This is a genomic window from Clostridioides sp. ES-S-0048-02 (assembly GCF_020658495.1).
GTDB lineage: Bacteria > Bacillota > Clostridia > Peptostreptococcales > Peptostreptococcaceae > Clostridioides.
In genome coordinates this window covers 22060-48395 of the sequence record NZ_JACVWH010000014.1, presented here as the reverse complement: position 1 = coordinate 48395, position 26336 = coordinate 22060, and the positions used below count along the sequence as shown (strand labels likewise).

The following is a 26336-nucleotide window of genomic DNA, read 5'->3' as shown; positions in this document are numbered from 1 at the left end:
CAAAAGCAATCAATAAAGCTAAAGTGAGGTATAAAGTATGGATTATGAAATAGTACATATAAGTGAAAAAATAGTTGTGGGTGTATCAAAAGAAACTACAAATAACAACGGACAAGCAGTAAAAGACATAGGTGAATTATGGAAAAGCTTTATGGGGAAGGGTATCTATAATGCTATAAAAGGTAAAAAAAATGATAAAACAATAGGTTTATATACAGACTATCAAGGTGATTTTACAAATCCATATAACTTTGTAGCATGTTGTGAAGTAAATAGTGAAGATGATAAGGACAACAACTTAAGTGAATTTAATGAAAAAGATATTTGTGGAGAGTTTGTTATAAGCAAAGTTATACCAGGTGGTAAATATGCAAAATTCACTATAACAGGAGATATACAAAAGTCAGTAGGAGAATTCTGGTTTGAGTTTTGGAAAATGGATTTTGATAGAACTTATATAAGTGATTTTGAAGAATATCAAAATAATACATATGATATGAATAAGCAAGAAGTTCATATTTACATTGGAATAAGATAAATTCATTGATAAATTTTAATATATAAAACTTATTATAGGAATAAACAAGTTGATAATCATGAGGGAGTGTACTATACACTCCCAATTTTTATTTTATCTTTAAAAGTGATAATATTGTGATTTCTTTAAGTATACAATTTTTGAATAGTTCACAAAATTATCTATAATCGTTTATAATCAATATTTTGTTCATAATTTAAATCTTCCTTTAGCAATATGTAAGAATTTATTAATTAATAATAGGATATAAATTTAATTATAGTTCAGCCGATAATAGATGTATATTATATAAATATTTTCAATTTATTATATATCTATATAATTGGTTTTTGACAACTTTTTACGTTTTTGTGTTTTTTACGTTTTTATGTGATTATGTTTTTAATAACTCGTCAAAATGCAAAACATATATTACAATAGATATATAAGTTTTTTAATTTATAAACTGTATTAATAAAGTTGAATATAGTATAGCATGAATATGTACTTTTATTTATAGATGAAATGTATTTATTATGTAGGGAAAATAGTCAGTAAGTATAAACAATGACTGAAAAATAATAGCATTTATTGTTACAAGTATGGAGGAGTTAGTTTTATGGAAAATAAAATTTTAATAGTAGATGATGCTATTTTTATGAGAATGATGATTAAAGAAGCTCTGAGTAAAAGTGGCTACGAGAATTTAGTAGAAGCAAGTGATGGAGAAGAAGCTTATAATATGTTTAAAGATGAAATGCCTGATTTGACATTACTTGATATTACAATGCCTAAAAAAGATGGTCTAGAGGTATTAAAGGAAATAAAAATGTTGGATTCAAATGCTAAAGTGGTGATGTGTTCTGCAATAGGGCAAGAAAATATGATTGTGGAAGCTATAAAGCTTGGAGCACTAGATTTTATAGTAAAACCATTTAAAACAGAAACATTGGTTAAAGTTGTAAATAATGCCTTAAAATAAAGGCTGTAAATACACCTTTATATAGTAAAAATACATAAATGTAACAATAGAGGGAGGGGTTTATATTATAAATTATTCACAACTTGATAATATTCATATAGATGCTCTTAGAGAAATTGGTAATATAGGCTCTGGGAATGCAATTACTGCACTTGCATCCATGATAAATAGTAAGATAGAAGTATTAATACCCATGGTCAAGATACTTAAATATAATGAAGCTACAAATTTACTTGGAGGTCCAGAAAACAAGGTTGTATGCATTCTACTTGATATGAAAGGCGATATTAATGGGATGTTTATGTTTTTGTTGGATGAATCAATCACTAAACTTATGCTTAATTCTCTTTTTAATAAAGATGAAGCTTTCTTAGACGAAATTACAGGTATTGAAATTTCTGCAATCAAAGAAATAGGAAATATTATGGCAAGTTCTTATGTAAATGCTATTGCATCTATGCTAAACATGAACATAAGTATTTCGGTTCCAGATATGTGTATTGATATGGTCGGAGCTGTGTTGAATGTTCCTATGATAAGATTTTCTGATGTTGGGGACAAAATTTTATTTATAGAAAATAAATTTAAAAATAGCGATAATTATTTTATTAGCCACATATTGATGATTCCAGAAATGGACTCGCTTAAAGACATATTAGTAAGATTGGGATTATCAGTATGAGTAGAGAGATAGTAGTAAATATTGCAGACATGAAAATAGTGTATAAACCAAATGTTTTGGTTACTTATGCACTTGGTTCTTGTGTAGGAGTATGTTTAATAGATAAAACAGCAGGAATTGGTGGAATGTTACATGTTATGTTGCCATATAGTAAAGATGCTATTCACATTGAAAATAAATATAAATTTGCTGACACAGGAATAAAGGAACTTATTAAGTCTATGGAGCATATAGGTGCAAATAGGACATATATAAAAGCAAAAATAGCTGGAGGAGCCCAGATGTTTTTAGGAAATAGTAATTCATCAATTGCAAGCATAGGGTATAGGAATGTTGAAGCAGTAAAAAAAACTCTTTTAAGCTTAAAAATTCCAATAATAGCAGAAGATACAGGAATGAATTATGGAAGAACAATACGCTTTTATACTGAGACAGGCGATTTAATTGTAGACTCAATAAATAAAGGAAAGAAGAAAATATAGATTATTTTTATTTAGAAGATATTTAAGGGGGAGGTATTAAATGAGATTTCCAGATGACCCATATTTAGGTTATGAGTTAGTAGATGAGGGGATTAAGTACCTAAAATTTAAAATGGACGAACAGAACTTTGGTATTGAACTTGAAAAAGTCATAGAAATTGTTGGGAATCAGGAAATCATATTTATTCCAGAACTTCCAACCTATTCAAAAGGAATAATAAATTTGAGGGGAAAAATTATCCCGATAATAGATATGCATTTGAGACTGAGGAAAAATAATTTAAATACTACTGATTATGTATATATAGTAATAGCCGGATTGGAAAATTTAGTAGTGGGATTTATGGTTGATAAAGTTGAGGAGATAATAGATTTAGAAGAAAATCAGATATCACCTCCACCAAGGGTTACTCTTGAATATTCAGATTATTTTGTAAGTGGTATTGGAGAGATAGACAATCAAATAATTACCTTGTTAGATTTGAAGAAGCTTTTGACTGATGGAGAAGAACTTTTGATAGATGAATTGCTTTTTAAATACAATTAAACTATCATGTAACACAGATATATAATTTAGTGACATTGTAATTATATTATAATGAGAACATTTGGAACTATAGTGGTATAATTATTAAGTGTAAGAATTTTAAATTATTAAAATTTGAATATATTATGTTTAAGAGAGGTTTGGATATGGAAAATAAGCAACAAGGAACAATTTTAGTTGTTGATGATAGTGTTCTAATGTGCGATTTAATAGATAAAACACTTACAAAAGATAATTTTAAAGTCATAAAAGCATTTAATGCAATAGAGGCAAAAGAGTGTATTAAGGAGTGTACACCAGACATTATTCTGCTTGATATAATTTTGCCAGACAATTCTGGATTTGAATTGTGTAGAGAACTCAAATCTAATATTCGTACAGAAGATATACCTATAATTTTTATAACTTCAAAAAATACAGATACAGATGTAGTAAAGGGTTTTGGAGTAGGAGCAATAGACTATATGGTAAAACCTTTTAGTATGACAGAATTAAAAGCTCGTGTTATGGCTCATATTGAAGTCAAAAAATCTCAAGATAAATTAAGAAAAATAAATAATGAACTGGAATCTTCTCTTGAAAAATTAAATAGATTAGTTGTAAGGGATTATCTAACAGGTCTTTACAATAGACGTCATATAATTAATCAGCTTATGGAACAAAGAAAAATTAATAGATATAGTCATGAAACAGTATCTCTTATTCTTGGAGATATTGACGATTTTAAAGTTATTAATGATACTTATGGTCATGAAGCAGGAGATTTTGTGCTAACAGTAATCTCAAGTATAATTAAAAAGAATTGTAGACAAATTGATACTGTATCAAGATGGGGTGGAGAAGAATTTTTGATAATGCTCACTAATACTTCAATAGAAGGGGCAAAAATACTTTCAGAGAGAATTCGCAAAGAAATAAAGGAATTTGAATTTAACTATAAAGGAAATGAAATAAAGTGTACTATTACATTAGGAGTAGTAGAGGTAAACTCAAACATATCATTAGAAGAAAATATATCCCTAGCAGATAAGGCAATGTACGAGGGAAAAAATCTAGGAAAAGATTGCAGTGTAGTAAGTACAATGAATGGACTAAAGAAGATATAGATTGATATCTTGATAAACTTACTTTATAAAGGAGTATAGATATGAAAAGAGAAGTAAAGCTTTCCAAATTGGCAATAGTATTGCTAATTATTATAGTACTAGCTGTTATGGCAGGCATTTTTTCTTCAATTTCATCTTATAAAGCATTTGAAAAAGTGGAAAAAAGTATCAATGACATGAACAATTTGAGAAATGAAAGTCAGTATATAAAAGACACAACAAGAGAAGTTTGTGACATGTTAAGAAGGTACGTTTTTACAGGTGAAAAAAAGGATAAAGATGTCTATGAAAAAGAGCTATATGGAAAAACAAGAGAATCTGCTTTAAATAAACTTGAAAAAATTGGTCTTACAAAGACTGAGTCAAATAAAATTTTGGAAGCTAAGGAGATATCTGATTCTTTGGTACCAAAAGAACAAAGTGCTATAAATGCAGTTGAAAGTAATGACAAGAGCTTAGCTCAAAGTATAATTTTTAGTAGCGAATATGTAGAATCTCAGGAAAAAATGGATTCTTTAATAGATGAATTTCAAGAGGATGTAGTTACTCGTTCAAATTCTGAAATTGTAGAAGTTAAAAAAGAATTACAAAGTTTGATACTAAGAACGATATTTATACTCTCACTATTAATCATATTAACAATAATAGAATATGCAGTAATAAAACTAAAGATAGTAATTCCTATTAATAAAGTAGAAAAACATTTTTCAAGAATTGCATCGGGTGATTTAAGAACAAGTATAGATGTTGAAGAAAGTAAATCTGAAATAGGAATGTTAGTAAGTTCTGTCAAAAAGATGCAAGATATGTTATTAAATTATATAGACCTTATAGACAGTACATTAACTAGCATTGCAAAAGGGGATTTAAGAATAGACATAGAACAAGAATTTATAGGAGATTTTAAATCAATCAAAACATCATTAGAAAGTATAATAAATTCTTTTAATGATGATTTCTATGAAATAAATCTGTCAGCTGAGCAAGTTGCAAGTGCATCAGAACAAGTAGCAGCAGGAGCACAAGCTCTTTCGCAGGGTGCTACTGAACAAGCTAGTTCAGTAGAAGAATTAGCCTCTACAATTAATGAGATATCTGATGGAATTAAGCAATGTGCAGATAGTGCTAGTCTTGCATGTGAAGTATCTGACCAATCAGCATTACAAGTTGGTTTTGGAAGTAGATGTATGGATGATATGATGACATCAATGGAGGCAATAAGTGAAAAATCAAATGAAATATCAAAGATAATCAAAACCATAGATGAGATAGCTTTTCAAACTAATATTCTTGCATTAAACGCAGCCGTTGAAGCAGCAAGAGCAGGCCAATATGGTAGAGGATTTGCAGTTGTTGCAGATGAAGTTAGGTCTTTGGCTGGAAAAAGTGCTAAAGCAGCTCAAAACACAGCAATTCTTATAGAAGAAGCTATTAAAACAGTGGAAAATGGTGTCAAAATTGCAAAAGAAACTGCAAAAGCATTAGACTTAGTTGTAAATGGTGTAGAAAAAACTACTGATTATATTAATGGAATTTCTTCATCTGTGCATAGTCAAGAGATAGCAATTACACAGATTTTATCTGGAATAGAGCAAATTTCAATAGTAGTTCAAATGAACTCTGCAACAGCAGAGGAAAGTGCTGCAGCTTCAGAAGAAATGTCTGCTCAAGCACAAATTTTAAAAGAATTAGTAGAAAAATTTCATCTAAAAGAAAGTGAGATAAGAAAATCATCGTGGATTTAGATTATAGAATATTATATATAAGAAAAAATAGAAATTTATTTGTCGACTGTAGGTGATAAATATGAATTACATTGAACCAAGTATGAGACCAATGTTAGATATGTTTATATTTGAGACAAGTCTATTACTTGAGCAATTAGATGAAATTATGATTCAGACAGAAAAAGAAAGAATATTTAGCGACAGTAATATTAATGAAACTTTTAGAATTATGCATACAATAAAAGGCTCAGCTTCTATGATGGGTCTAGATAATATGTCTGCTTTAGCACACAGTGTAGAAGACCTATTTTATATTATACGTGAAAGAAAAATAGAGATTATAGATAATGATTTATTGTTTGATTTAGTTTTTCAAGCATTAGATTTTATAAAATATGATATTGGTAAATTACAATCAGGAGATTGTACAACTTCTGATTGCTCTAGCTTTATAAAAGATATTGAAGATTATGTAAGTACTCTAGAACTATCAAGTTCTACAAAATTACAAGATAAGTTGAACTTAGAAGACACATACGAAAAAGAAATAAATAATTTAAATTTTTCATATAAGGAAGGTTCAGACATAGTCAAAATAGTTTTTGAACAAGATTGTATGATGGAAAATGTAAGAGCTTTTATGCTTACATTTGAATTGCAAGATTACTGTGAATTTCTAGCATTTTATCCTGAAGACATAGAAAAGAATACAGGTACAGCAGAATATATTAAAAAATATGGATTTTATATACAATTTATTGCTAAAGATGATAAAAACATAATTTATAAAACAATAAAAGATAATCTATATGTAAAAGAGTATTCAAATGTTGATAAAGATGATATATATACAAGTGAAAAACAGGATGATATGTTGGTGAAAAACCCAAAAACTAATTTGGAGACAAATTCTAAAGATGAAAATAATTTTGTAAAAGAAAAAAGTGCATTACAAGAAAGTGTCTTAAATGAGAAAATTGACTTAGAGCAAGATGTTTTAATTGAAGGAAATGAGCATCTTCCTATAAGTAAACAAAATATTATGACTGTAAATTTAGAAAAACTAGATTTACTTCAAAATATAGTTGGAGAAATTGTAATTATGGAATCAATGGTTGTAAATAGTGTAGATTCTAAAGGTGTTGATATAGATAATTTCAATAAAGCAACCAGACAATTACATAAGCTTACAGATGAATTGCAGGATATAGTAATGTCAATGCGTATGGTTAAAATTGCAGGTGTATTTCAAAAAATGCATAGAATTGTACGAGACATGAATAAAAAATTAGATAAAAATGTTGAACTAGTAACTATAGGAAATGAAACAGAAGTAGATAAAAATGTAATGGATAATTTAGCAGAACCATTTATGCATCTTATAAGAAATGCTATGGACCATGCAATAGAGCCTGCTGATGAACGCATATCTAAGGGTAAAAAAGAAATAGGAACTATAATTTTATCTGCTGAAAATTTAGGCGGAGAAGCTGTCATAAGTATTTCAGATGATGGCAGAGGTCTCATGAAAGATAAGATTTTGGAAAAAGCTAAAGAACAAGGTCTTCTTAAACATCAAATTAATGAATATACTGATGATGAAATTAACTCTTTAATTATGACTCCAGGATTTTCTACAAAGGAATCTATAACTGAATTTTCTGGTAGAGGAGTAGGGATGGATATTGTTCGTAAAAGTATTGAAAAAGTTGGTGGTTCAATTGGTGTAAAAAGTACAAAAGATGAAGGAACAACATTTACTATAAAAATACCACTGACACTTTCTATAGTAGAAGGTATGGAGTTCAAAGTTGGAAACTCGATGTTTACTTTGCCAATATCATCAATAAGAAGTACATTTAAACTTGCAGATTTAAGCCAAGTAATTAAAGATGGTAGTGGAACAGAATTAATTACAATATATGGAGCATGTATTCCTATTATAAGATTGCATAAAATATATGATATTCATACAGATATAACTGAATTAGTAAATGGAAATATGATAATCATAGAAAATGAGTATAAAGCAGTATGTATTTTTGTGGATGAAATAATAGGAACTCAACAGGTTGTAGTAAAGCCATTTCCAGTTTATTTTAACAGATTTAATATGAAAAACAATGGTTTTTCAGGATGCACAATACTTGGTGATGGAAGTATAAGTCTGATTATAGATGCAGATAACATTATGGAAATATATTAGGGGATTTAAAGTATGTCTACAAATGATATTATAAAACAAGTATTAACATTTTATGTTAATGATGTTATTTATGGAATAGAATTAGAAAATGTAATTGAGACTATAAGGTTTCAACCAATAACATATGTACCACGTCTTCCAAATTATATAAATGGAGTTATTAATTTGAGAGGAAGAATTATACCAGTTATTGATATGCATATTAGATACAATCTTCCTGAAGTTGATTATAATGAGAGAACATGCATAATAATTATAAAAATTGATGAGTATCAAGTTGGAATTATTGTAGATAAAGTTGTTGATGTCGTTCTTATAGATGACTTAAACTTACTAGAGACAACTATTTCTAACAACATAAATATAAATAAAGTTATAAAAGAGATTGTAAAAGTTGGAGATAAGTCTATACTAATTTTAGATATTCGAAAGTTTCTAATTGACAGCATGTAATTAGCTTTGATAAATTGGCAGGAGGAAGTTTTTTGTATGATAAAACTCACTGATGAAGAATTTAAAATTCTTGGAAACTATATAAAAAAAGAGTACGGAATTGATTTAAGCAAAAAAAGAGTATTAATTGAAGGACGACTATATAATACAATGCGAGAGAGAAAGTTTAGTTCTTTTAGTCAATATATGAACCTATTATTTAGAGATAAGACAGGAAATGAAGCTATAAATTTAATAAATAGGTTGAGCACAAATCATACATTTTTTATGAGAGAACATCAGCATTTTGAGTATATGTATAATAATATACTTCCTTTTTGGGAAGAAAATAATAAACTCAGAAACTTAAATATATGGAGTGCAGGTTGCTCTAGTGGAGAAGAAGCATATTCAATAGCTATGACTTTAGATGATTATTTTGGGAGTAGGAAAGACCTGTGGAATATTAAAATTATAGCCACAGATATTTCAATGAATTCACTTGAAAAAGCTAAAAGAGCTGTATACACAGAAGCAAATGTTGATAATGTTCCAAAATTATGGAAGAAAAAATATTTCATAGATAATAAAGATGGTACATTTAAAGTTTGTGATAAGATTAGAAAAAGTGTATTTTTTAAACCATTCAATTTAATTGAAGATTTCTCACATCAACTTTTTGATTTGATTTTTTGTAGAAATGTTATGATTTATTTCGATTTAAAAACAAAAGAAGAGCTTATAAATAAATTTTATGATGTAACTAAAAAAGATGGATTTTTATTTGTAGGTCATGCAGAGATAGTAAATAGAAGAAATACAGAATACGACTATGTAAAACCTGCTGTTTATAAAAAATAGAAGAATATTTTAGATATATGATTTTGTGGGGGCGGTAATGTGGAAAATATTAATAACAGGGTCATTGCTATAGGCGCATCTATAGGTGGAACAGAAGCAATACTTGAGATTATAAAAGACTTACCAAAATCTACACCAGGGGTTGTTGTAGCTCAACATATGCCAGCTATATTTACTGAGATGTATGCACAACGACTTGATAAGCAGTGTATTATGAATGTAAGAGAAGCTAAAAATAATGATAGAGTAGAGCAAGGAAATGTACTTATTGCACCTGGTGGATATCAAATGAAATTACATTTAGATAAAGATGGGTATTATGTAACTTGTGAAGAAGGTGAAAGAATAAGTGGACATTGTCCATCTGTAGATGTTTTGTTTGATTCAGTAGCACAAGTAGCAGGTAAAAACTCAGTAGGAATAATACTTACAGGAATGGGTTCAGATGGAGCAACTGGACTTTTGAAAATGAGAGAGAAAGGTTCATTTACAATTGGGCAAGATAAAAATTCTTGCATTGTATATGGAATGCCAATGGTAGCATTTGATAGAGGTTCTGTTGTAATCCAATTACCACTTGATAAAATTTCAAGTTGTCTGATAAGTCATCTTAATATTTGAAAAGAAAAAGATTAATTTTTATAAATAAAAATTAATCTTTTATTAAATTATATGGATAAAAAACCCTAGAAACTCCAAATATAATAAGAGAGATTTATATTTAGGAGGAAAATAATAAGATGAAATTTTTTAAAGTAAATACGAAAGCTAGAGTTTTAAGATATGTGTTTGTTTTATCCTTGACTATAATAGCTATTTTAGCAATTAAACATGACTATAGATATAATAATTTGGGGAAAGATGCTTTACTTAATCTAAATAAAGACAAAGAAGCTGTAAGCGTTATGAGTAATCAATCATTGCCAAAAGATACTACAAATAGTAAACAAACTTTATCAGTAAGTACAATAGGAAGTAAGACAATAGTGAAAAATGATGAATATATAGAAAGTACTATAAATATGCCTATAATAACAAATTCAAATAAGATTGTTGAAAGGTCTACAAATGATAGAATAAAAAATGATATATTTGAATTTTATAACAAATCGTATAAAGAGGCAAAACAATACCTTAAAGATAATCCTGATGAAGAAAATAAATTTGTTGCAAATGTAGACTTTGAACTTAAAAAGAATACTGATTCTGCTCTTAGTATAAAGGTAAGATATTATACTTACAGTGGTGGAGCACATGGTTATTATCAAGATATAGCTTATAATGTAGATATGAGAACAGGGAAGTTTTTAGAATTAATGGACTTATTTAAAGATAATACTAAATATAAAGAAGTTATAGATGAGGAAATTAAACAACAAATAACTGATTTAGAAAAGAAAGATAAAGAAAATGTAGGAATATATAATTTTAAAGGGATAAAAGAAAATCAAAATTTTTATTTGCAAGATGATAACTTAGTTATATATTTTGATTTATACGATATAACTCCATATGCAGCAGGAATACCAGAATTTTCAATAAACAAAAAACTAATAAGCTATATGTTAAAATCGGAGTATGTAGATTTGTTTAATTTGAAATAGGATTATTTAATTTGAAATATATTTATTTAATATGAAATAGAATTTGTATTAAAATGTTATGTTATAATATCTAGCATAGAAACTTATTAAAATTGGGGGTATATAAAATGCTACTTTTAAAAAAAGACGACATAAAAAAAGTATTTACTATGAGAGATGCAATTGAGGCTGATAAAGAGGCTTTTAGAATTTATTGTGAAGGAAAAAGTGTAACTCCTTTGAGAACTAATATACCAGTTCCAAGTCAGGATGCTAGTATGTTATTTATGCCAGGATATGTAGAGGACTTAGGGTGTGCAGGAATAAAAATTGTATCTGTATTCCCTAAAAATGCTCAAAAAGGCAAACCAGTAATTCCAGCAACAGTATTATTATTAGATGGGGAGACTGGAGAAGTATGTGCTGCTTTAGATGGTACTTATATAACTCAAGTTCGTACTGGTGCAGCATCTGGTGCAGCTATAGATGTTTTAGCTAAAAAGGATTCTAAGATAGGGGCTTTAATAGGCTTGGGAGGACAAGGTGAGTCACAACTTGAAGCTATGTTAGAAGCTAGAAATTTAGATGAAGTAAGAGTTTTCAGTAGAAATAAAGAAAGTAGAGAAAAATTTGCAAAAGAGATGAACTTAAAGCTAAGTAAATATAATACTAAAATAGTTGCAGCTGAGTCATCTGATGAAGCCATAGATAATGCTGATGTAATAGTTTTAGCAACAACATCAAAAAAACCAGTATTTGATGGAAATTTGGTTAAAAAGGGAGCATTAGTGAGTGCTGTAGGTTCATACTTACCAGATATGCAAGAGATGTGTCCAACTTGTTTAACTAGAGCATCTAAGATATTTTTTGAATCAACAGATGCAGTTTTATCAGAATCAGGAGATATATTAATTCCTCTAGAAGAAGGTAAAATAAGCAAAGCTGATTTTAGTGGTGATTTGGGAAATGTTATAAATGGAACTATTTCCGGAAGAGAAAATGATGACGAAATAATTGTGTTTAAAAGTGTCGGAATAGGTGTACAAGATGTCGTAACAGCGAAAAGAATATATGATAAAGCAAAAGATAGAGGGATTGGAATAGATTGGGAATGGTAAAATTTTCAAAATAAACTTATAATTAGACAAAATTATGCTATAATATTAATAAATAAATTTTTTTATTCAATTAACTGAGGGAGGATATTTGTATGAAAATGGTAAAAAAATTAATCTTGTCTTCTATTATGGCTTTAGTTTTAGTTCTAACTATAGGCTGTTCTAATGCAGAAGAAAAAGTAAAGTCGAATTTTGAAGCTAATTTAGCAGCACTAGAAATGTATAAATACGATGAAAAAGGCATTTCTGATGCTTTAACAGAAGCTGAATATAAACAAATTCAAACTTATAATAACACAGATAAAGTTTCAATGCTTGCTCAATTAACACCTCTTTATGGAAAAGAGAATGCTGAAAAGATATATGAAACAATTGTTAAATTAATACAAGGTGTTGAAAAGACAGTAACAGTAGATTCTTCTAGTAAGGATAAGATAACTTTAAAAGTTGTAAGTAAAGCATTGGATACTAGTAAAGTAATGTCTGAGGCAAACGATTTAGTAAAATCATATGTAACTGATAAAAATAATTACAATAAAGCAGAAAAAGAAGTTCAAGATGATATGGCAAAAATGATTATAGACCTTTATAACAAAAAGCCAACGAAAGATGTTACAACTTCAATTACATATACAAAAAAAGATGGTAAATGGCAACCACCTAGCAATATACAAAAATTATGTGAAGGAATATATACAATTTAATTTATTTTAAAGACACTAAAACTATCTTTTAAACATATAATAAACTGTTTGAAAGATAGTTTATTTTATTATTTATTGAACACTACCTTTCAAATTTATTTGATATACTTGGCAGTTTTGACTATATAAAACTTTCAATACAATTATGCTATATCTTGATAAAACATGGTGAATAATTGTGTGTTATATAGTCGAAAATATGATATATTAATATTATATTATATGATAAAAGTTTATTTATATGCTTTTAGGGAGATTTTTTATATAAAATGAAAGGGGTGTTTTTTATGTTATCAAGGCAAGAATTAAAAAGAGTATCAAAAGCTCAGTTATCTGGAAACTGGGGAACATGTGCAATTAATATGGCAATATATATTGCGTTGATAGTAGCTATATCATTTATAGGATTACCTTTTGAACCCTTAACTACTATCATAGTAGCGATAATAGGTTTTTTAGTTGCAGCAGGATTTACATGTATGTTTTTAAAGATTACTAAAGATAAAAAAGTCAAGATGGGAGATATCTTCGTAAATGGAAGAATTTATTTAAGAAGTTTTGGACTTTATATATTAGAATCAATTGCTGTTTATATTTATTCTTTTATAATCACAATTATCGGAGCATTTTTGTCATTTGGAGTTTTAATTACTAGTGGAGCAATTGAATATCTATCAAGTAATAATGTTGGAGTAGGAACTGTAATTTCTACTGCCATAACTCTAGTTATTATAGTAATTGTGTTGATGTTGCCAGTTTATATATTGTTATTATACATTTCTCAAGCTGCTTTTTTAATATGTGAAGATAAAGATAATCTTGGTGTATTTAAAGCAATGGGTGCTAGTTTAGATATGATGAAGGGTAATGTACTTAAACTATTTATATTAAATCTTAGCTTTATAGGATGGTATATATTGACTATATTTACTTTAGGAATAGGTTTGTTATGGTTAATTCCATATATAGGAGTTACTAATTGTAATTTCTATAGAGAATTATTAAAAGATAATCCAGATGTAGAAGATATATTATTAGATAAGGAAAAATCTTATTCTATGTATTAAGATGGTTTTATAGTTAAATAAAATAAAGCTTTATTTAGATATTAAAGTATAAAAATGACAAGACTGTCTTTTACAAGAACTATTTCTTTAAAGGACAGTTTTTGTTATTAAAAAAATAAATGGTTGACATCACATAGACTACTGTGATAGTTTTAAATTATAATATTGACTATTGTGATAACCATATTTGAGGAGCGATTTTATATGGAAATAAAATTATTTGATTCAGAACTTAAGGTGATGGAAGTTCTATGGGAGATAGGAGAAAGTAAAGCAGGGGAATTAGTAAAAGTTTTAAAGGAAGAAACAGGGTGGAATAGAAACACTACGTATACAGTTATAAAAAAATTAGTATCAAAAGGTGCAATAGAAAGAATTGAACCAAACTTTGTTTGTAGACCTTTAATAAGCAAAGAAGAAGTTCAGAAGCATGAAACAGAAAGCTTAATTAATAAAATGTTTGGAGGGTCTTCAGAGAAATTTCTTTCAGCTTTTATTAATAAAGAAAATCTCTCAAGTGATGAGATTACAAAACTTAAACAGATTGTTGAGAAATTAAAGTGAGGTAAGATTAATGTTCACTAAATTGTTAGAAATGAGTGTTACTTCTGGGGTTTTAATTTTAATTGTTATTTTTATAAGAGCATGTTTGTTTAAAAAATTGCCTAAAAAAGTATTTGTATTATTATGGCTAGTTGTTTTGTTTAAACTTTTAGTACCAGTAAGTTTAAATTCTACTTTTAGTATTTATAGCATTATTGAGTCAAATTTTGATGCTCAATTGGGAAATGCATCCGCTGTGGATTATTCAATTAAGAAGAATAATAATTCTATCAGTAAGAATAATTTTGGAGATTCTAAGGCTTTATTCAATCTTGAGAATTTTACAGCATTGGAAATATCAAGTATTTTAACGTTTGGAATTTCTATTACTTTTATTATGTTTTTATGCTTTAAGTATACCAGGACGATTAATCTTTTTAAAACTTCGATACATATAAAAAATCATGAATTTATTAAAAAGTGGGCATATGATAATAGAGGTCTTAGAAAATTCTTTGTTTGTATTTCTGAATTTACTAAAACACCTCTTACAACTGGTATTTTAAAACCGAATATTATTTTGCCAAAACAAATGGACTATAGCAATAACCAAACTCTAAACTTTGTCTTAACTCATGAATTGGTTCATATCAATAGGTTTGACAATATATTGAAGTTGTTTATGATTGTAGCTCTTGCTGTCCATTGGTTCAATCCTTTAGTTTGGGTAATGCTTTTTTTATTGAATAAAGATATAGAATTTAGTTGTGATGAAAAGGTAATGAGTATAGTTGGTGAAGAATATAGAGCTGATTATGCAACTACGCTTATAAGTTTAGCAGAGGAACATAATACATTTCCAATGACACTTTATAACGGATTTGGAAAGACAAAGATAGAAGAAAGAATAGTTAATGTTATGAAGTTTAAAAAATCAACCTATATTACTTTTTTAGTTTCAGCTGTGTTAATTTGTGGGACTAGTGTTGTTTTTGCAACTGGAAATAAAGAAATTGATGAAGTTGAATCTTTTAATCTAATGGAAATTGAGCAAAGTAATAAAAACGACTTTTCAATAGGAGGTCAGCCATTAAAAATAGAATCTAAGATAAATAATACAAATATTTCTGTGGGATTATCAGCTAAAAGTGATGAAAGCATTGATTTAAGTACATCAGAAACATATAAAATGCAGAAAATTACTTCAAAGGTTGATGTAGAAGAAGTGTATTCTAATATGTCAAAGTATTCAGTTGTACCAACTGATAATATTTCTAAGAAGATATCTGTAACAAAAAGTATGAAGATTTTAACAAATAATAAATTGCAGTATAAAGATTCTGAAAGCAACTAGATATATGACAAATAAGGATGGGTTGAGAATTAGGAATACTATCTTAAAATAATTAAATTTATTTTGAGATAGTATTTTTTATTAAAAAATTTTATAGAAATACTTGACACAATTATGACTATTATGATAGTCTAAAGATGTAGTAAATAACTATTGCAATAGTCATAATGAACTACACTACCCAAATAAATCTCTAAGAAAGGAATATAAATTATGAAAATAAAAAAATCCCTTATAAGTGCAATGATGGTATCTGCTATGGTACTAGGAGGAACAGGAGCAGTATTTGCAAGTGGAAATGACGATGTATCTAATATTGAGTTATCTAAGTTTAAATCTCTAGTAGAATCAGGTGTAACTGATGCTGCTGACTTAGAAAAACATGGAGTTGAGTATTATACTTATGAAGAGTACGCTAAGCAGATTGAAGAGTTAAAAGCATATGCTAAAGACTCTTCAGCAGTTAAAGATGTAAGTTCAAAAGACCTTGAAGATACAATTAAGATTATGGAAAAAGATTTAGAAAAGATAAAAACTGAAGGCTTAAAGATAATGAAACCTATCGTAATAGATAATGAAGATGGAACTCAATTGGCAGTTTCTTTATCTAGAGCTGAATAATTAATATTAAATTTTTTAGATATAGGTGGAAAAAGTATTTAAAAAACTAAATAAGCGTAATTAAACATAGTAAACAAGAATAAAACAAGTAACAAATAAACGATAACAAAAGGCTTAAAGTCTATATGAAGATAGAGAAGTAAAAAATAAACAAATTAAATAGTATAAAAATAAATCTAGTCAAAGTAAAAGTATTAAACCCAGTTTGTAATGTTAACATTTTTTATATGTATTAAGAAATGTTAACATTACTTTTTTTATTCAAAATATGGATTTTTACTAAAAAACGTTGTAGAAATACTTGACATAAATATGACTATTATGATAGTCTAAAGGTGTAGTTAATAACTATTGCAATAGTCATTGTGAACTACACTACCCAAATAAATCTCTAAGAAAGGAATATGAGTTATGAAAATAAAAAAATCCCTTATAAGTACAATGATGGCATCTGCTATAGTATTAGGAGGAACAGGAGCAGTATTTGCAGATGGAAGTAGTGATGTATCTAATATTACGTTAGATAAATTTGATTCTCTAATAAAATCAGGAATAACTGAGCCTGCTGACTTAGAAAAATATGGAGTTGAGTATTACACTTATGAAGAATATGCTAAGCGTATTGAAGAATTAAAAGAGTATGCTAAAGACACTACACAAGTTAAAGACTTAAGTTCACAAGACCTTGAAAATACAATTAAGAGTATGGAAAAAGATTTAGAAAAGATAAAAAATGAAGGTTTAAAGATTATGAAACCTATTAGAATAGACAATGGAAATGGATTGATAGGTTTCTATGGTCGTTAAATAATTAAATGATACAAAAGTAAATCTAGCCAAAGTAAGAGTACTAATTCAGTTTGTAATGTTAACATTTTTTAATGTATGTTAAGAAATGTTAACATTACTTTTTTTTTATTTAAAATAATATTAAAAATATTATGAAAATTCTAACGAAAATTAATTCTTAATTATTAGAGTCATTAAAATTTAAAGAAAAATGGCAATTTGGTATTTTAAAAGTGAGTTTTAAAAAAATTAAGGCTATTGGCATGGCAATTGCTTAGTAAATAAAATAAGAACAATATTATAAATTTATGGATTCATATTATTATTTGCTATCAATATTTAAATTGTATTGATAATAAATATATAGTTGATAGCTTCTAAAATGTATCGCTAACAAATACACTAAGTTATCAAAGAGGTATTATTTCTAAGGAGGGGGAAAGCATGAAACAATTGCTTACAGGAAATGAGGCAGTAGCACGTGGTGCTTACGAAGCAGGCATATCTTATGCAGCTGCTTATCCAGGAACACCAAGTACTGAAATATTGGAAAATATAGCACTATATAAAGATGACATAATTGCAGAGTGGGCACCAAATGAGAAAGTAGCAGTAGAGTCAGCAATAGGAGCCTCTATTGCAGGAGGTAGAGCCCTTGCAGCTATGAAGCATGTTGGAGTAAATGTTGCTGCAGACCCAATATTTACATATGCATATATGGGAGTAAATGGTGCGATGATTATTGTATCTGGAGATGACCCTGGCATGCACTCATCACAAAATGAACAAGATAATAGACATTATGCTAAATTTGCAAAGATAGCTATGATAGAACCAAGCAACAGCCAAGAATGTAAGGATATGCTAAAGGCTGCGGTTGAGATAAGTGAAAAATACGATACAACAGTTTTATTTAGAATGGTGACTAGAATATGTCATAGTAAAGGACTTGTTGAGTTAGGAGAAAAAGAAGAAACAATTGTAAAAAAATATGAAAGAAATCTTTCTAAGTTTGATGCTATTCCAGCAACTTCAAGAGGATTAAGAATTAAACTTGAAGATAGATTAAAAAAGCTTGAAGAGTTTTCTAATGAAACTGACTTAAACTTTATAGAATGGAATGATAAGAAAATAGGCGTGATAACTTCAGGAGCTTCTTATGAGTATGCTAAAGATGTGTTTGGAGATACTGTATCATATTTAAAATTAGGATTTACATATCCTCTTCCAACAAAGAAGATAAGAGGTTTTGCAGAACAAGTAGAAACTGTTTATGTAATCGAAGAATTAGAACCTTATATAGAAGAACATCTTAAAGAAAATAACATACCATGTATTGGAAAAGAAAAGATACCTAATATAGGTGAGTTAAATCCAGATATTATAGCTCAATCAATTTTGGGAGAAAAAAGAAAACTAATAGAGTATAGCCAAGAAAAAATAGTTGGCAGACCTCCAACTTTATGTGCAGGATGTCCACACAGAGGATTTTTCTATGAGCTAGGAAAGGTTAAAAATGTACTTATAAGTGGAGATATAGGATGTTATGGTCTAGGAGGAGCAGAGCCTTTAAATGCTAAAGATACTTGTATATGTATGGGAGGAGGGCCAGGTGTAGCTCATGGAGCACAAAAGATATTTACTAAAAATAATATTAACATGAGGACTATATCTACAATAGGAGATTCAACATTCTTTCATACAGGAATAAATGGTCTCATAGATATAATCTACAACAAAAGTAATACTGTAACATGTATTCTTGATAATAGAATTACTGGAATGACTGGTCATCAAGAAAATCCTGGAACTGGATTTTCATTGCAAGGTGATGTTACTGAAATGATGGACATTGAGACTATAGTAAAAGCTTTGGGTTGTAAAAATGTAAAGGTAGTTAATCCTAATATGTTGAATGAAGTTAAAGAAGCATTAAATTGGGCTTTATCAATTGATGAACCTTCAGTAATAATCACTAGATGGCCATGTGCATTAAAAAAATTTACAGAAGATGATAAAAAAAGATTCGACCTTACACCATCAATTTGTAGCGTAGATGATGAGAAATGTATTGGATGTAAGAAATGCCTTACAACAGGATGCCCTGCTTTGAGATTTGATAAATCTAAAAAGAAATCAAGTATAAATCAGGCTCAATGTGTAGGATGTACAGTATGTGCACAAGTATGTCCAGTAAATGCTATAAAAAAGGTTGGTGAAAAGTAATGAAAAAGGTTAAAAATGTATTGTTATCAGGAGTAGGAGGTCAGGGTACTGTTTTAGCAAGTAAAATACTTTCTGCTGGTCTTATAGATGCTGGATATGATGTTAAGATGTCAGAGGTTCATGGTATGGCTCAAAGGGGTGGAAGTGTAACAACACAAGTTAGATATGGAGAAAAAGTACACTCTCCTATACTTGGAAAAGGAGATGTTGACGTATTAGTTTCATTTGAGACTATGGAGGCTTTAAGATATCTTGATTTTCTTAAGCCTGAGGGTAAATTAGTAGTAAATGATTATGAAATGCCTTCTGCACCAATTTTAACAGGTAGAGTGGATTATCCTGAAAATATAATAGACGATATTAAAGAAAAAGTGGATGTAACAGTGATAAAGGCAGTTGATATTGCCAGAGGTTTTGGAAATGAGAAGGTTATGAATGTAGTACTTTTGGGAGCATTGATTAAGGCTTTACAGTTAGAAAATGATATAGATTGGGAAAAGATAGTATCACAACAGGTTAAACCTAAGTTTATAGAAATTAATATAAAAGCTTTAAGAGAAGGAATGAATATTTAGAAAATAAAAATTACAGATAAAAAACTATATAAAGAATCAGAAAAAATAATTATATATAATATACAAAGGGTTAGGAAAGATTAATTATAGATATAATACAAAAAGGGTTAGGAAAGATTAATTAAAAATATAATATATAAAGGGTTAAAAAATAATTGCAAAAAAAAACTATATGTAATAGTTATTTAATGCAATAGCTATTTACTGAGATAGTTATTTAAAAATGAAATTTTATCAATTTAAACATGGAAAATGAATACCTAAGTAAGTAATATTTAATAAATATATTTATATAGAGATAACAATAAAATAAATACTTGAAAGGAAGGAGAACTATTTAGATTATTAAATAGTATTTATAATATGAAAAAAGGCGATTTTATATGGAGTGGAGTTCTTATTTGTCTTATTGCTATTTTAGTGATACCAAGTAGTAGAGCGGTATTTATGGAAGCAACAGGTGCACATCCATATATTGGAGGTTTTTTCAAGTTTGCTGTGTTAGCAACAATGGGAGACTTACTTGGTGCTAGAATTTTGCATAAAGACTGGAAAATACCAGTAGGAATCTTTTACAGAGCCGTAGTTTGGGGAATTATAGGTGTAGTTACAACATATGCTATGTCAATTTACTCAGCAGGTGTAGGGCAGGCACAAGTAGATGGTATGCTTCCATTTGAAGGAATAGCTTTTGCAAATGCTCTATTTAAGAGTGCAACTATGAATATATTAATGTCACCAACTGTATTTTTATTCCATAAGGTTATGGATTGTTTTATAGATAAAAAATACGAAGTTGGAAAGGGTGTTAAGGTAGTTCTTAAAGATGTAGTAAATGTTGTAGACTGGAATGCATATCTTGGTTTTAGTGTTTTGAAAACTATACCATTTTTCTGGATACCATGTCATACAATTGTATTCTTGTTCCCTGCTGAATATAGAGTAATTGCCTCTGCTTTTGCATCTATAGCTCTAGGATTAATTTTAGCATTAGCCAATAAATCTAAAGCTACAAATTAATATTATTAATAAAGTTAGAGTTATTAAGTTAGAATTATTGATTGCTGTTTTTAAGAAGCTTAAAATCCCCCATTTAAGAGTTTTAAGGTTCTAAAATAATAAGTTATAACTACAAAAAATGGCTGCTAAGACTATTATGATTATAGGTTAAAAAACTTATAACAGATAGTAGTTTATAACAGCCATTTTTTATGTTAAGCTAATAAGTTAGTTAAAATCTAAATTAGAGGATTTAAAGAAGCTATTCTAGTTGTAGCTACGTAAACCCTGGATATTTCATACCATGTCTTAAAGTCAACTACTCCAGTTTGAGGTAAACCAAAAATTCCTTGGAATATTTTTACAGAATTTTCTGTATCTGTACCATAGATTCCATCTTCCCTCACTTTTGGTATAGCTGGATAAGAATTAGATATAGCATTTAACTGGTTTTGTATAGTTCTAACGTATTGTCCAGAAGAACCAACTTGTAGTGTAGTTCCAGGAAATGATACTGGTACACCACTAACTACTGGAGCTTTTTCAAACACTATTTCGTCTCCATAGAAATATCTTAGTATTCTTTCATAATCGTATCCTTGGTCACCTAGGTCCTTACTACCCCATTGAGTCATTTGATTAGGACATTGAGATTTTTGACCATCACAATATTGAGCTAGTAGTGGCTGTCTTGATGTAGGAGGTCTTTTTATAAATGTATTAAATATAGCATCTACAACTACGTTAATTGGTTCAAATAAGTTTCTATTGTTTATAAATTTATGGTCATATGCTGTTGATGAGGTGATTGTAAAGTTATATCCTTTGTTTCTGTACCATTCAGTAAAGACTCTATTTAAAGTAAATGATATTATAGCTATTACATTTGCGTAGATTGTCTGCTCAGGCCAAGTTGAATATATTTCAGATGAGGCTATGTTTTTAATGTACTCTTTAAATGGAATCCAATAATTTGCCGCTGATGTATTTTCTGGTAAACCATCATGAACTACTATAAATTCAGGCACTACAGGGTTATCTAATACAACAAAACCAGTAGGTGGTGGTAATGGTTTTAGGTTACTTTCTGGAATTTTAGGAGGATAAGTACCGTATAAAGTATGTTCTCCTATATCAAAAATCAATTCACTTTGTCTTGAGAAGGAACGCTTACTTCTTGTTCTAGGAAACATAGGAACTCCTTGTCTCGCCTCAATTGTAGCTAGTAACTGTGTCCCTTCTATGACAACTGTCTCATATCCATCCGCTATAGCTTCTACTATATACTGGCTGTAAGGTCTAACATCAGATGGTTGTAGAGAGTAATCTACATCTGGTGCTGGTAATACTAATCCAGTCACTTGGCCAGATTCATTACTTATTAGGTTCTGGTATAAAGTTGATGAGCTTTGGCTACCATTAGACATTGAATATATGTTTACTGTTGCATTTTGAATGGGTCTATTGTTAGTAGCATCAATTATACTTACTGTTAAGAAACCATCTTGCATCAAATCACCCTTTCTTTAAATGAATTTAGTTCCCTTATATTTCAAGATATGAATATGGCTTGAGATTTGTTAAATAATATAGATATAAATTTAAATTTTTTTAAGTATTTTTAACCTATCAAATGATAAAGAGTTTAGTATATAAATTTGAGTGTAGAAAAATTTAAAATAAAAGCTGAAAGAAAATAAATTAAAAGTAAGTGTATATTTAAAACACAAATAAACTAAAAATAAGTAGTAATTATAAAACATGAATGAATTAAAAACTTTGAAAGGAAAATTACCTATGAAGCTGGATTTATTTTTATTAGCAGTAGTACCTATATTAATAGGTATGTTTTGGATAAGATCTAAAGATAAATATTGTAGAGAGCCACTAATCCATTTAATTAAATTTTTTATGATAGGTGCTTTTTTAAGTGTTATAATTATTCTTTTAGAAAATCTATTAATGAAGTTTAATGTATTTGAAGGATATTCAGAATTATTATATGTATCATTTATAGTTGCAGGTCTTGTGGAAGAAGGTGTAAAAGCTTTAATACTAATTCCTTCATTGATTAAAGAAAAGCATTTTACTGAAAAATTAGATGGTATTATTTATTCTGTATTTTTATCTTTAGGATTTGCAACAATTGAAAATATAGTTTATATTTTCTCTGAAAGTAGAAATTTAGCACTACAGGTTGGTATTAATAGAGCAGTTATCTCCATTCCAGCTCATGTAATGTTTGCTATTACTATGGGATATTATATTTCTAAGTATAAGTTTGAGGGGAATGAAATTAAAAAACGTGAATACTTATTTATGGCTGTATTAATTCCGATTTTATTACATGGAGTTTTTGATTTTATATTGATGATAGAATATAGATGGGCTATTATATTATTTATAGTTTATGTCATAATTTTGTGGAAGATAAATCTTGATAAACTTGAAAAATATATGAATAACTCTAAAAAAGTGTTTTTTGGAAACTTAAAGAAAAAGAAAATAAAATAAATGACGAACAAGTAACGCAGATAAAAAGGGGGATTATAAATTTGGCAAATTTACCAAAAGAATTTTTAGAAGATATTAGAGAAATACTAGAAGATGAATATGATGATTTTATAAAAAGTTATAATGAAGAAAAGACTACTGGTCTTAGAATAAATACACTAAAAATTGATAAAGAAAAACTATTGAATTTAAATTTATTTGATTTATATCAGATACCGTGGGCAGATGAAGGTTTTTATTATGATGATAAAATTAATAGGCCTGGTAGAAATCCATTACATGAGGCTGGAGCATATTATTTACAAGAGCCTTCTGCAATGAGTGTAATACCAAAAGCAGATATTAAAGAAGGAGATAAAGTACTTGATATGTGTGCTGCACCTGGTGGCAAATCTACATATATATTATCTAGATTAAACAACACAGGTTTATTGGTTTCTAATGAGATTAATACAAGTAGAATTAAAGCTCTAGGAGAAAACTTAGAACGATTTGGGGCGAGAAATTGTATAATAACAAATACTGATTCTAATAGCTTAAGAAAGACATTTAATGGGTATTTTGATAAGGTGATTATAGATGCTCCTTGTTCTGGGCAAGGGATGTTTAGAAAAGATGAAGTGGCCATCTTAGATTGGAGTCAGGCAAAAGTAATTGAATGCCAATCTATTCAAAAAGAGATTATAAGAGATGGATATAAAATGTTAAAGAAAGATGGTATTTTAATTTACTCAACATGTACTTTTTCAAAAGAGGAGAATGAACATGTTATAAATGAGTTTATCAGTGAATATCCACATGCAGAACTTGTTGAGATGGAAAGGCTATGGCCTCATAAAATAAAGGGAGAAGGTCATTTTGTAGCTAAGATAAAAAAATTAGAAGAAGAAGAAAGTAATGTAAAAGAATTAAAAATAAAAAATTTAGATAAAGAAATAAAGGATTATAGGGAGTTTGAAAAGAAATTTTTAAAGACTGATTTTTATAGTAATAAAAAAAATAAATTTTATTTAAGAGGAGAAAATTTGTACCTACTTCCTGAAATATATCCAGATACAAAAAAACTAAAAGTATTGAGATACGGTTTGCATTTAGGGGTTTTAAAGAAGAATAGATTTGAGCCTTCTCATGCATTATCTCATTACTTAAAAGTTGAAGATGTAAAAAACGTTGAAAACTTTAGTGTGCAAAGCGAATCGATTCTTAAATATTTAAAAGGGGATGTTATAAATTCTAATGAAAGTAGAGGATGGGTTTTGGTATCAGTTGAAGATATACCTTTAGGTTGGGGAAAAGAATCTGCTGGTACAATTAAGAATCATTACCCTAAAGGTCTTAGAAAAGTATTTTAAACTATTAGAAAAAAGAAGTATAATATTTATATTGTAAGTTTATGGTAGATTAGTTTTGCTGTAGATTGACTTAATATTGAACACAGAGGAGACGATTTTAGTGGGTGAAGCAGTTAAAAAAGAAGTTGTAGAGTGGATAAAAGTGATTGTCATAGCTCTTGTTTTGGCATTTGCAATAACGCGTTTTATAGTGCCAACAATAGTTAAAGGAGAATCAATGTATCCTACGCTTGTAGAACGTGATTATTTGATAGTCAATAGAATTGCGTACAAAGTAGGAGAGCCAAAATACAAAGATATAATAGTATTCAAAACCGACTTAACAGAAGAAAATGGAAAGAAAAAAGATTTAGTAAAAAGAGTTATCGGGGTTCCTGGTGACCATGTAAAGATAAAAGACTCCAAGGTATATGTAAATGATAAATTGTTAGATGAAGTTTCCTATATACATAATAATCGTACTGATGGAGATATTGATATAGTAGTTCCAGAAGGAAAATTATTTGCAATGGGAGACAATAGAGAAAGAAGTTTAGATAGTAGATACGATGAGGTTGGATTGGTCGACGAGCACACCGTTCTAGGAAAAGTTCTAGTCAGATTGTATCCATTTTCTAAGATAGGAACTATTGACTAAACATTATAAATATAAAATTTGGAGCAATCGCTGATTAACTGAAATCACCAGACCATACACAATAGTTGTCTATATAAAAAAGACAACACCTTATTTAGTAGACTTATCTAAAAGATAGTGCTTAAAAGTAGCATTATCAATAAAGATAATATAACTATAAAGGAGAATTTGTGAATGAATGAAACTATTAAAGAAGAGATTGTAGAGTGGATAAAAATAATTATTACTGCACTTTTTTTGGCATTTATTATAACTCGCTTTATAAAACCAACATTAGTAAATGGAGAATCAATGTACCCAACACTTAAACCACACGATTACTTAGTGGCAAATAGAATAACATATAAATTATCAGAACCAAAATGTGGAGATATAATGATATTTAAGACTGACTTGTTGCAAGATAATGGGAGAAAAAAAGAGTTAGTAAAAAGGGTTATAGGTGTACCAGGAGACCATTTAAAAATTAAAGATTCTAAGGTTTATATAAATGGTAAGTTATTAAATGAAGTTTCATATATACATGATAATTATACTGAAGGCGAGATTGATATGGTGATTCCTCAAGGTAAAGTATTTGCTATGGGAGATAATAGAGAAGTAAGTTTAGATAGTAGGTATAAAGAAGTAGGATTAGTGGATGAACAAAATATTAAAGGAAAAGTTATTTTAAGAGTGTTTCCTTTTACACAAATAGGTATTTTTGAGTAGG

The 26336-nt window shown here is 28.4% G+C and carries 27 protein-coding genes; 26 read left to right on the top strand and 1 reads right to left on the bottom strand.

Annotation, left to right across the window (positions count from 1 at the left end):
• The first annotated feature begins 37 nt into the window (after window positions 1-37).
• From IC173_RS15645 to IC173_RS15540, 22 genes are all read left to right on the top strand, one after another.
• Window positions 38-538: a GyrI-like domain-containing protein gene (locus IC173_RS15645; protein WP_227433639.1), complete on the top strand. Its 501-nt coding sequence runs from the start codon at window positions 38-40 to the stop codon at window positions 536-538.
• Between the two features lie 598 nt (window positions 539-1136).
• On the top strand, window positions 1137-1499 hold the full coding sequence (locus IC173_RS15640) for a response regulator (protein ID WP_227433638.1): 363 nt from the start codon (window positions 1137-1139) through the stop codon (window positions 1497-1499).
• A gap of 34 nt (window positions 1500-1533) precedes the next feature.
• On the top strand, window positions 1534-2181 hold the full coding sequence (locus IC173_RS21025; RefSeq protein WP_413926631.1) for a chemotaxis protein CheC: 648 nt from the start codon (window positions 1534-1536) through the stop codon (window positions 2179-2181).
• Window positions 2178-2663 carry a chemotaxis protein CheD gene (locus IC173_RS15630; protein WP_227433637.1) on the top strand — a complete coding sequence of 162 codons (486 nt, stop codon included), beginning with the start codon at window positions 2178-2180 and terminating at the stop codon, window positions 2661-2663. Before IC173_RS21025 ends, IC173_RS15630 begins: the two co-directional genes overlap by 4 nt.
• Before the next feature lie 40 nt (window positions 2664-2703).
• Complete coding sequence (locus IC173_RS15625; RefSeq protein WP_227483652.1) at window positions 2704-3210, top strand: chemotaxis protein CheW; 507 nt, start codon at window positions 2704-2706, stop codon at window positions 3208-3210.
• A gap of 146 nt (window positions 3211-3356) precedes the next feature.
• A complete protein-coding gene (locus IC173_RS15620; protein WP_227433635.1) occupies window positions 3357-4316 on the top strand; it encodes a diguanylate cyclase in 960 nt (319 codons plus the stop codon).
• A gap of 41 nt (window positions 4317-4357) precedes the next feature.
• Window positions 4358-6061 (top strand): methyl-accepting chemotaxis protein, encoded by a 1704-nt coding sequence (locus IC173_RS15615; protein WP_227433634.1) that lies wholly within the window; start codon window positions 4358-4360, stop codon window positions 6059-6061.
• Window positions 6062-6122: 61 nt separating this feature from the next.
• Window positions 6123-8249: a chemotaxis protein CheA gene (locus tag IC173_RS15610; protein WP_227433633.1), complete on the top strand. Its 2127-nt coding sequence runs from the start codon at window positions 6123-6125 to the stop codon at window positions 8247-8249.
• A 12-nt stretch (window positions 8250-8261) separates the two neighbouring features.
• On the top strand, window positions 8262-8702 hold the full coding sequence (locus IC173_RS15605) for a chemotaxis protein CheW (RefSeq protein WP_227433632.1): 441 nt from the start codon (window positions 8262-8264) through the stop codon (window positions 8700-8702).
• A gap of 36 nt (window positions 8703-8738) precedes the next feature.
• Window positions 8739-9542 (top strand): CheR family methyltransferase, encoded by an 804-nt coding sequence (locus IC173_RS15600; RefSeq protein ID WP_227483651.1) that lies wholly within the window; start codon window positions 8739-8741, stop codon window positions 9540-9542.
• Between the two features lie 39 nt (window positions 9543-9581).
• Window positions 9582-10163: a CheB methylesterase domain-containing protein gene (locus IC173_RS15595; RefSeq protein ID WP_227483650.1), complete on the top strand. Its 582-nt coding sequence runs from the start codon at window positions 9582-9584 to the stop codon at window positions 10161-10163.
• 119 nt (window positions 10164-10282) lie between these two features.
• On the top strand, window positions 10283-11146 hold the full coding sequence (locus IC173_RS15590) for a DUF3298 and DUF4163 domain-containing protein (protein ID WP_227433629.1): 864 nt from the start codon (window positions 10283-10285) through the stop codon (window positions 11144-11146).
• A gap of 107 nt (window positions 11147-11253) precedes the next feature.
• Window positions 11254-12243, top strand: a complete 990-nt coding sequence (locus tag IC173_RS15585) for an ornithine cyclodeaminase family protein (protein ID WP_227433628.1) — start codon at window positions 11254-11256, stop codon at window positions 12241-12243.
• A 92-nt stretch (window positions 12244-12335) separates the two neighbouring features.
• The gene (locus IC173_RS15580; protein ID WP_227834803.1) at window positions 12336-12947 is read left to right on the top strand and encodes a hypothetical protein; all 612 of its coding nucleotides are present in this window, start codon (window positions 12336-12338) and stop codon (window positions 12945-12947) included.
• Between the two features lie 287 nt (window positions 12948-13234).
• Window positions 13235-14014, top strand: a complete 780-nt coding sequence (locus IC173_RS15575) for a DUF975 family protein (protein ID WP_227855832.1) — start codon at window positions 13235-13237, stop codon at window positions 14012-14014.
• A 204-nt stretch (window positions 14015-14218) separates the two neighbouring features.
• Window positions 14219-14578 carry a BlaI/MecI/CopY family transcriptional regulator gene (locus IC173_RS15570; RefSeq protein WP_227433625.1) on the top strand — a complete coding sequence of 120 codons (360 nt, stop codon included), beginning with the start codon at window positions 14219-14221 and terminating at the stop codon, window positions 14576-14578.
• Between the two features lie 10 nt (window positions 14579-14588).
• A complete protein-coding gene (locus tag IC173_RS15565) occupies window positions 14589-15911 on the top strand; it encodes a M56 family metallopeptidase (RefSeq protein WP_227433624.1) in 1323 nt (440 codons plus the stop codon).
• Between the two features lie 213 nt (window positions 15912-16124).
• Window positions 16125-16532 carry a hypothetical protein gene (locus tag IC173_RS15560; RefSeq protein ID WP_227433623.1) on the top strand — a complete coding sequence of 136 codons (408 nt, stop codon included), beginning with the start codon at window positions 16125-16127 and terminating at the stop codon, window positions 16530-16532.
• Between the two features lie 411 nt (window positions 16533-16943).
• Window positions 16944-17339, top strand: coding sequence for a hypothetical protein (locus IC173_RS15555; RefSeq protein WP_227433622.1), 396 nt, complete (start codon window positions 16944-16946; stop codon window positions 17337-17339).
• A gap of 426 nt (window positions 17340-17765) precedes the next feature.
• Window positions 17766-19547: an indolepyruvate ferredoxin oxidoreductase subunit alpha gene (gene iorA / locus IC173_RS15550; RefSeq protein WP_227433621.1), complete on the top strand. Its 1782-nt coding sequence runs from the start codon at window positions 17766-17768 to the stop codon at window positions 19545-19547.
• Window positions 19547-20122, top strand: coding sequence for an indolepyruvate oxidoreductase subunit beta (locus IC173_RS15545; RefSeq protein ID WP_227433620.1), 576 nt, complete (start codon window positions 19547-19549; stop codon window positions 20120-20122). The genes iorA and IC173_RS15545 overlap by 1 nt, the downstream gene beginning before the upstream one ends.
• A 363-nt stretch (window positions 20123-20485) precedes the next feature.
• Entirely contained in the window at window positions 20486-21142 is a 657-nt protein-coding gene (locus IC173_RS15540; protein ID WP_227433619.1) for a hypothetical protein, read from the top strand.
• 218 nt (window positions 21143-21360) lie between these two features.
• On the opposite strand, the gene sleC is transcribed toward IC173_RS15540, so the two are convergent.
• Entirely contained in the window at window positions 21361-22632 is a 1272-nt protein-coding gene (gene sleC, locus IC173_RS15535) for a spore cortex-lytic germination protein SleC (RefSeq protein WP_227433618.1), read from the bottom strand.
• A 250-nt stretch (window positions 22633-22882) separates the two neighbouring features.
• Here sleC and IC173_RS15530 point away from each other — a divergent pair, with 250 nt between their 5' ends.
• The 4 genes from IC173_RS15530 to lepB (IC173_RS15515) all read left to right on the top strand — a co-directional run bounded on the left by IC173_RS15530 (window position 22883) and on the right by lepB (IC173_RS15515) (window position 26335).
• On the top strand, window positions 22883-23635 hold the full coding sequence (locus IC173_RS15530; RefSeq protein WP_227433617.1) for a PrsW family intramembrane metalloprotease: 753 nt from the start codon (window positions 22883-22885) through the stop codon (window positions 23633-23635).
• A 41-nt stretch (window positions 23636-23676) separates the two neighbouring features.
• On the top strand, window positions 23677-24987 hold the full coding sequence (locus tag IC173_RS15525) for an RsmB/NOP family class I SAM-dependent RNA methyltransferase (RefSeq protein ID WP_227433616.1): 1311 nt from the start codon (window positions 23677-23679) through the stop codon (window positions 24985-24987).
• Window positions 24988-25087: 100 nt separating this feature from the next.
• Complete coding sequence (gene lepB / locus IC173_RS15520; RefSeq protein ID WP_227433615.1) at window positions 25088-25624, top strand: signal peptidase I; 537 nt, start codon at window positions 25088-25090, stop codon at window positions 25622-25624.
• Window positions 25625-25798: 174 nt separating this feature from the next.
• Entirely contained in the window at window positions 25799-26335 is a 537-nt protein-coding gene (gene lepB / locus IC173_RS15515) for a signal peptidase I (protein WP_227433614.1), read from the top strand.
• The last annotated feature ends 1 nt before the right edge of the window (window position 26336 follow it).

Excerpts from the sequence above, each read along its gene's own strand:
- IC173_RS15575 (WP_227855832.1), top strand. The coding sequence starts at position 13,235 with ATGTTATCAAGGCAAGAATTAAAAAGAGTATCAAAAGCTCAGTTATCT.
- IC173_RS15565 (WP_227433624.1), top strand. The coding sequence starts at position 14,589 with ATGTTCACTAAATTGTTAGAAATGAGTGTTACTTCTGGGGTTTTAATT.
- lepB (WP_227433614.1), top strand. The coding sequence starts at position 25,799 with ATGAATGAAACTATTAAAGAAGAGATTGTAGAGTGGATAAAAATAATT.
- IC173_RS15570 (WP_227433625.1), top strand. The coding sequence starts at position 14,219 with ATGGAAATAAAATTATTTGATTCAGAACTTAAGGTGATGGAAGTTCTA.
- IC173_RS15590 (WP_227433629.1), top strand. The coding sequence starts at position 10,283 with ATGAAATTTTTTAAAGTAAATACGAAAGCTAGAGTTTTAAGATATGTG.
- IC173_RS15630 (WP_227433637.1), top strand. The coding sequence starts at position 2,178 with ATGAGTAGAGAGATAGTAGTAAATATTGCAGACATGAAAATAGTGTAT.
- IC173_RS15605 (WP_227433632.1), top strand. The coding sequence starts at position 8,262 with ATGTCTACAAATGATATTATAAAACAAGTATTAACATTTTATGTTAAT.
- IC173_RS15580 (WP_227834803.1), top strand. The coding sequence starts at position 12,336 with ATGAAAATGGTAAAAAAATTAATCTTGTCTTCTATTATGGCTTTAGTT.
- IC173_RS15640 (WP_227433638.1), top strand. The coding sequence starts at position 1,137 with ATGGAAAATAAAATTTTAATAGTAGATGATGCTATTTTTATGAGAATG.
- IC173_RS15645 (WP_227433639.1), top strand. The coding sequence starts at position 38 with ATGGATTATGAAATAGTACATATAAGTGAAAAAATAGTTGTGGGTGTA.
- IC173_RS15530 (WP_227433617.1), top strand. The coding sequence starts at position 22,883 with ATGAATGAATTAAAAACTTTGAAAGGAAAATTACCTATGAAGCTGGAT.
- IC173_RS15600 (WP_227483651.1), top strand. The coding sequence starts at position 8,739 with ATGATAAAACTCACTGATGAAGAATTTAAAATTCTTGGAAACTATATA.
- IC173_RS15560 (WP_227433623.1), top strand. The coding sequence starts at position 16,125 with ATGAAAATAAAAAAATCCCTTATAAGTGCAATGATGGTATCTGCTATG.
- IC173_RS15620 (WP_227433635.1), top strand. The coding sequence starts at position 3,357 with ATGGAAAATAAGCAACAAGGAACAATTTTAGTTGTTGATGATAGTGTT.
- IC173_RS15540 (WP_227433619.1), top strand. The coding sequence starts at position 20,486 with ATGAAAAAAGGCGATTTTATATGGAGTGGAGTTCTTATTTGTCTTATT.
- IC173_RS15585 (WP_227433628.1), top strand. The coding sequence starts at position 11,254 with ATGCTACTTTTAAAAAAAGACGACATAAAAAAAGTATTTACTATGAGA.
- sleC (WP_227433618.1), bottom strand. The coding sequence starts at position 22,632 with ATGCAAGATGGTTTCTTAACAGTAAGTATAATTGATGCTACTAACAAT.
- IC173_RS15615 (WP_227433634.1), top strand. The coding sequence starts at position 4,358 with ATGAAAAGAGAAGTAAAGCTTTCCAAATTGGCAATAGTATTGCTAATT.
- IC173_RS15555 (WP_227433622.1), top strand. The coding sequence starts at position 16,944 with ATGAAAATAAAAAAATCCCTTATAAGTACAATGATGGCATCTGCTATA.
- iorA (WP_227433621.1), top strand. The coding sequence starts at position 17,766 with ATGAAACAATTGCTTACAGGAAATGAGGCAGTAGCACGTGGTGCTTAC.
- IC173_RS15545 (WP_227433620.1), top strand. The coding sequence starts at position 19,547 with ATGAAAAAGGTTAAAAATGTATTGTTATCAGGAGTAGGAGGTCAGGGT.
- IC173_RS15610 (WP_227433633.1), top strand. The coding sequence starts at position 6,123 with ATGAATTACATTGAACCAAGTATGAGACCAATGTTAGATATGTTTATA.
- IC173_RS15625 (WP_227483652.1), top strand. The coding sequence starts at position 2,704 with ATGAGATTTCCAGATGACCCATATTTAGGTTATGAGTTAGTAGATGAG.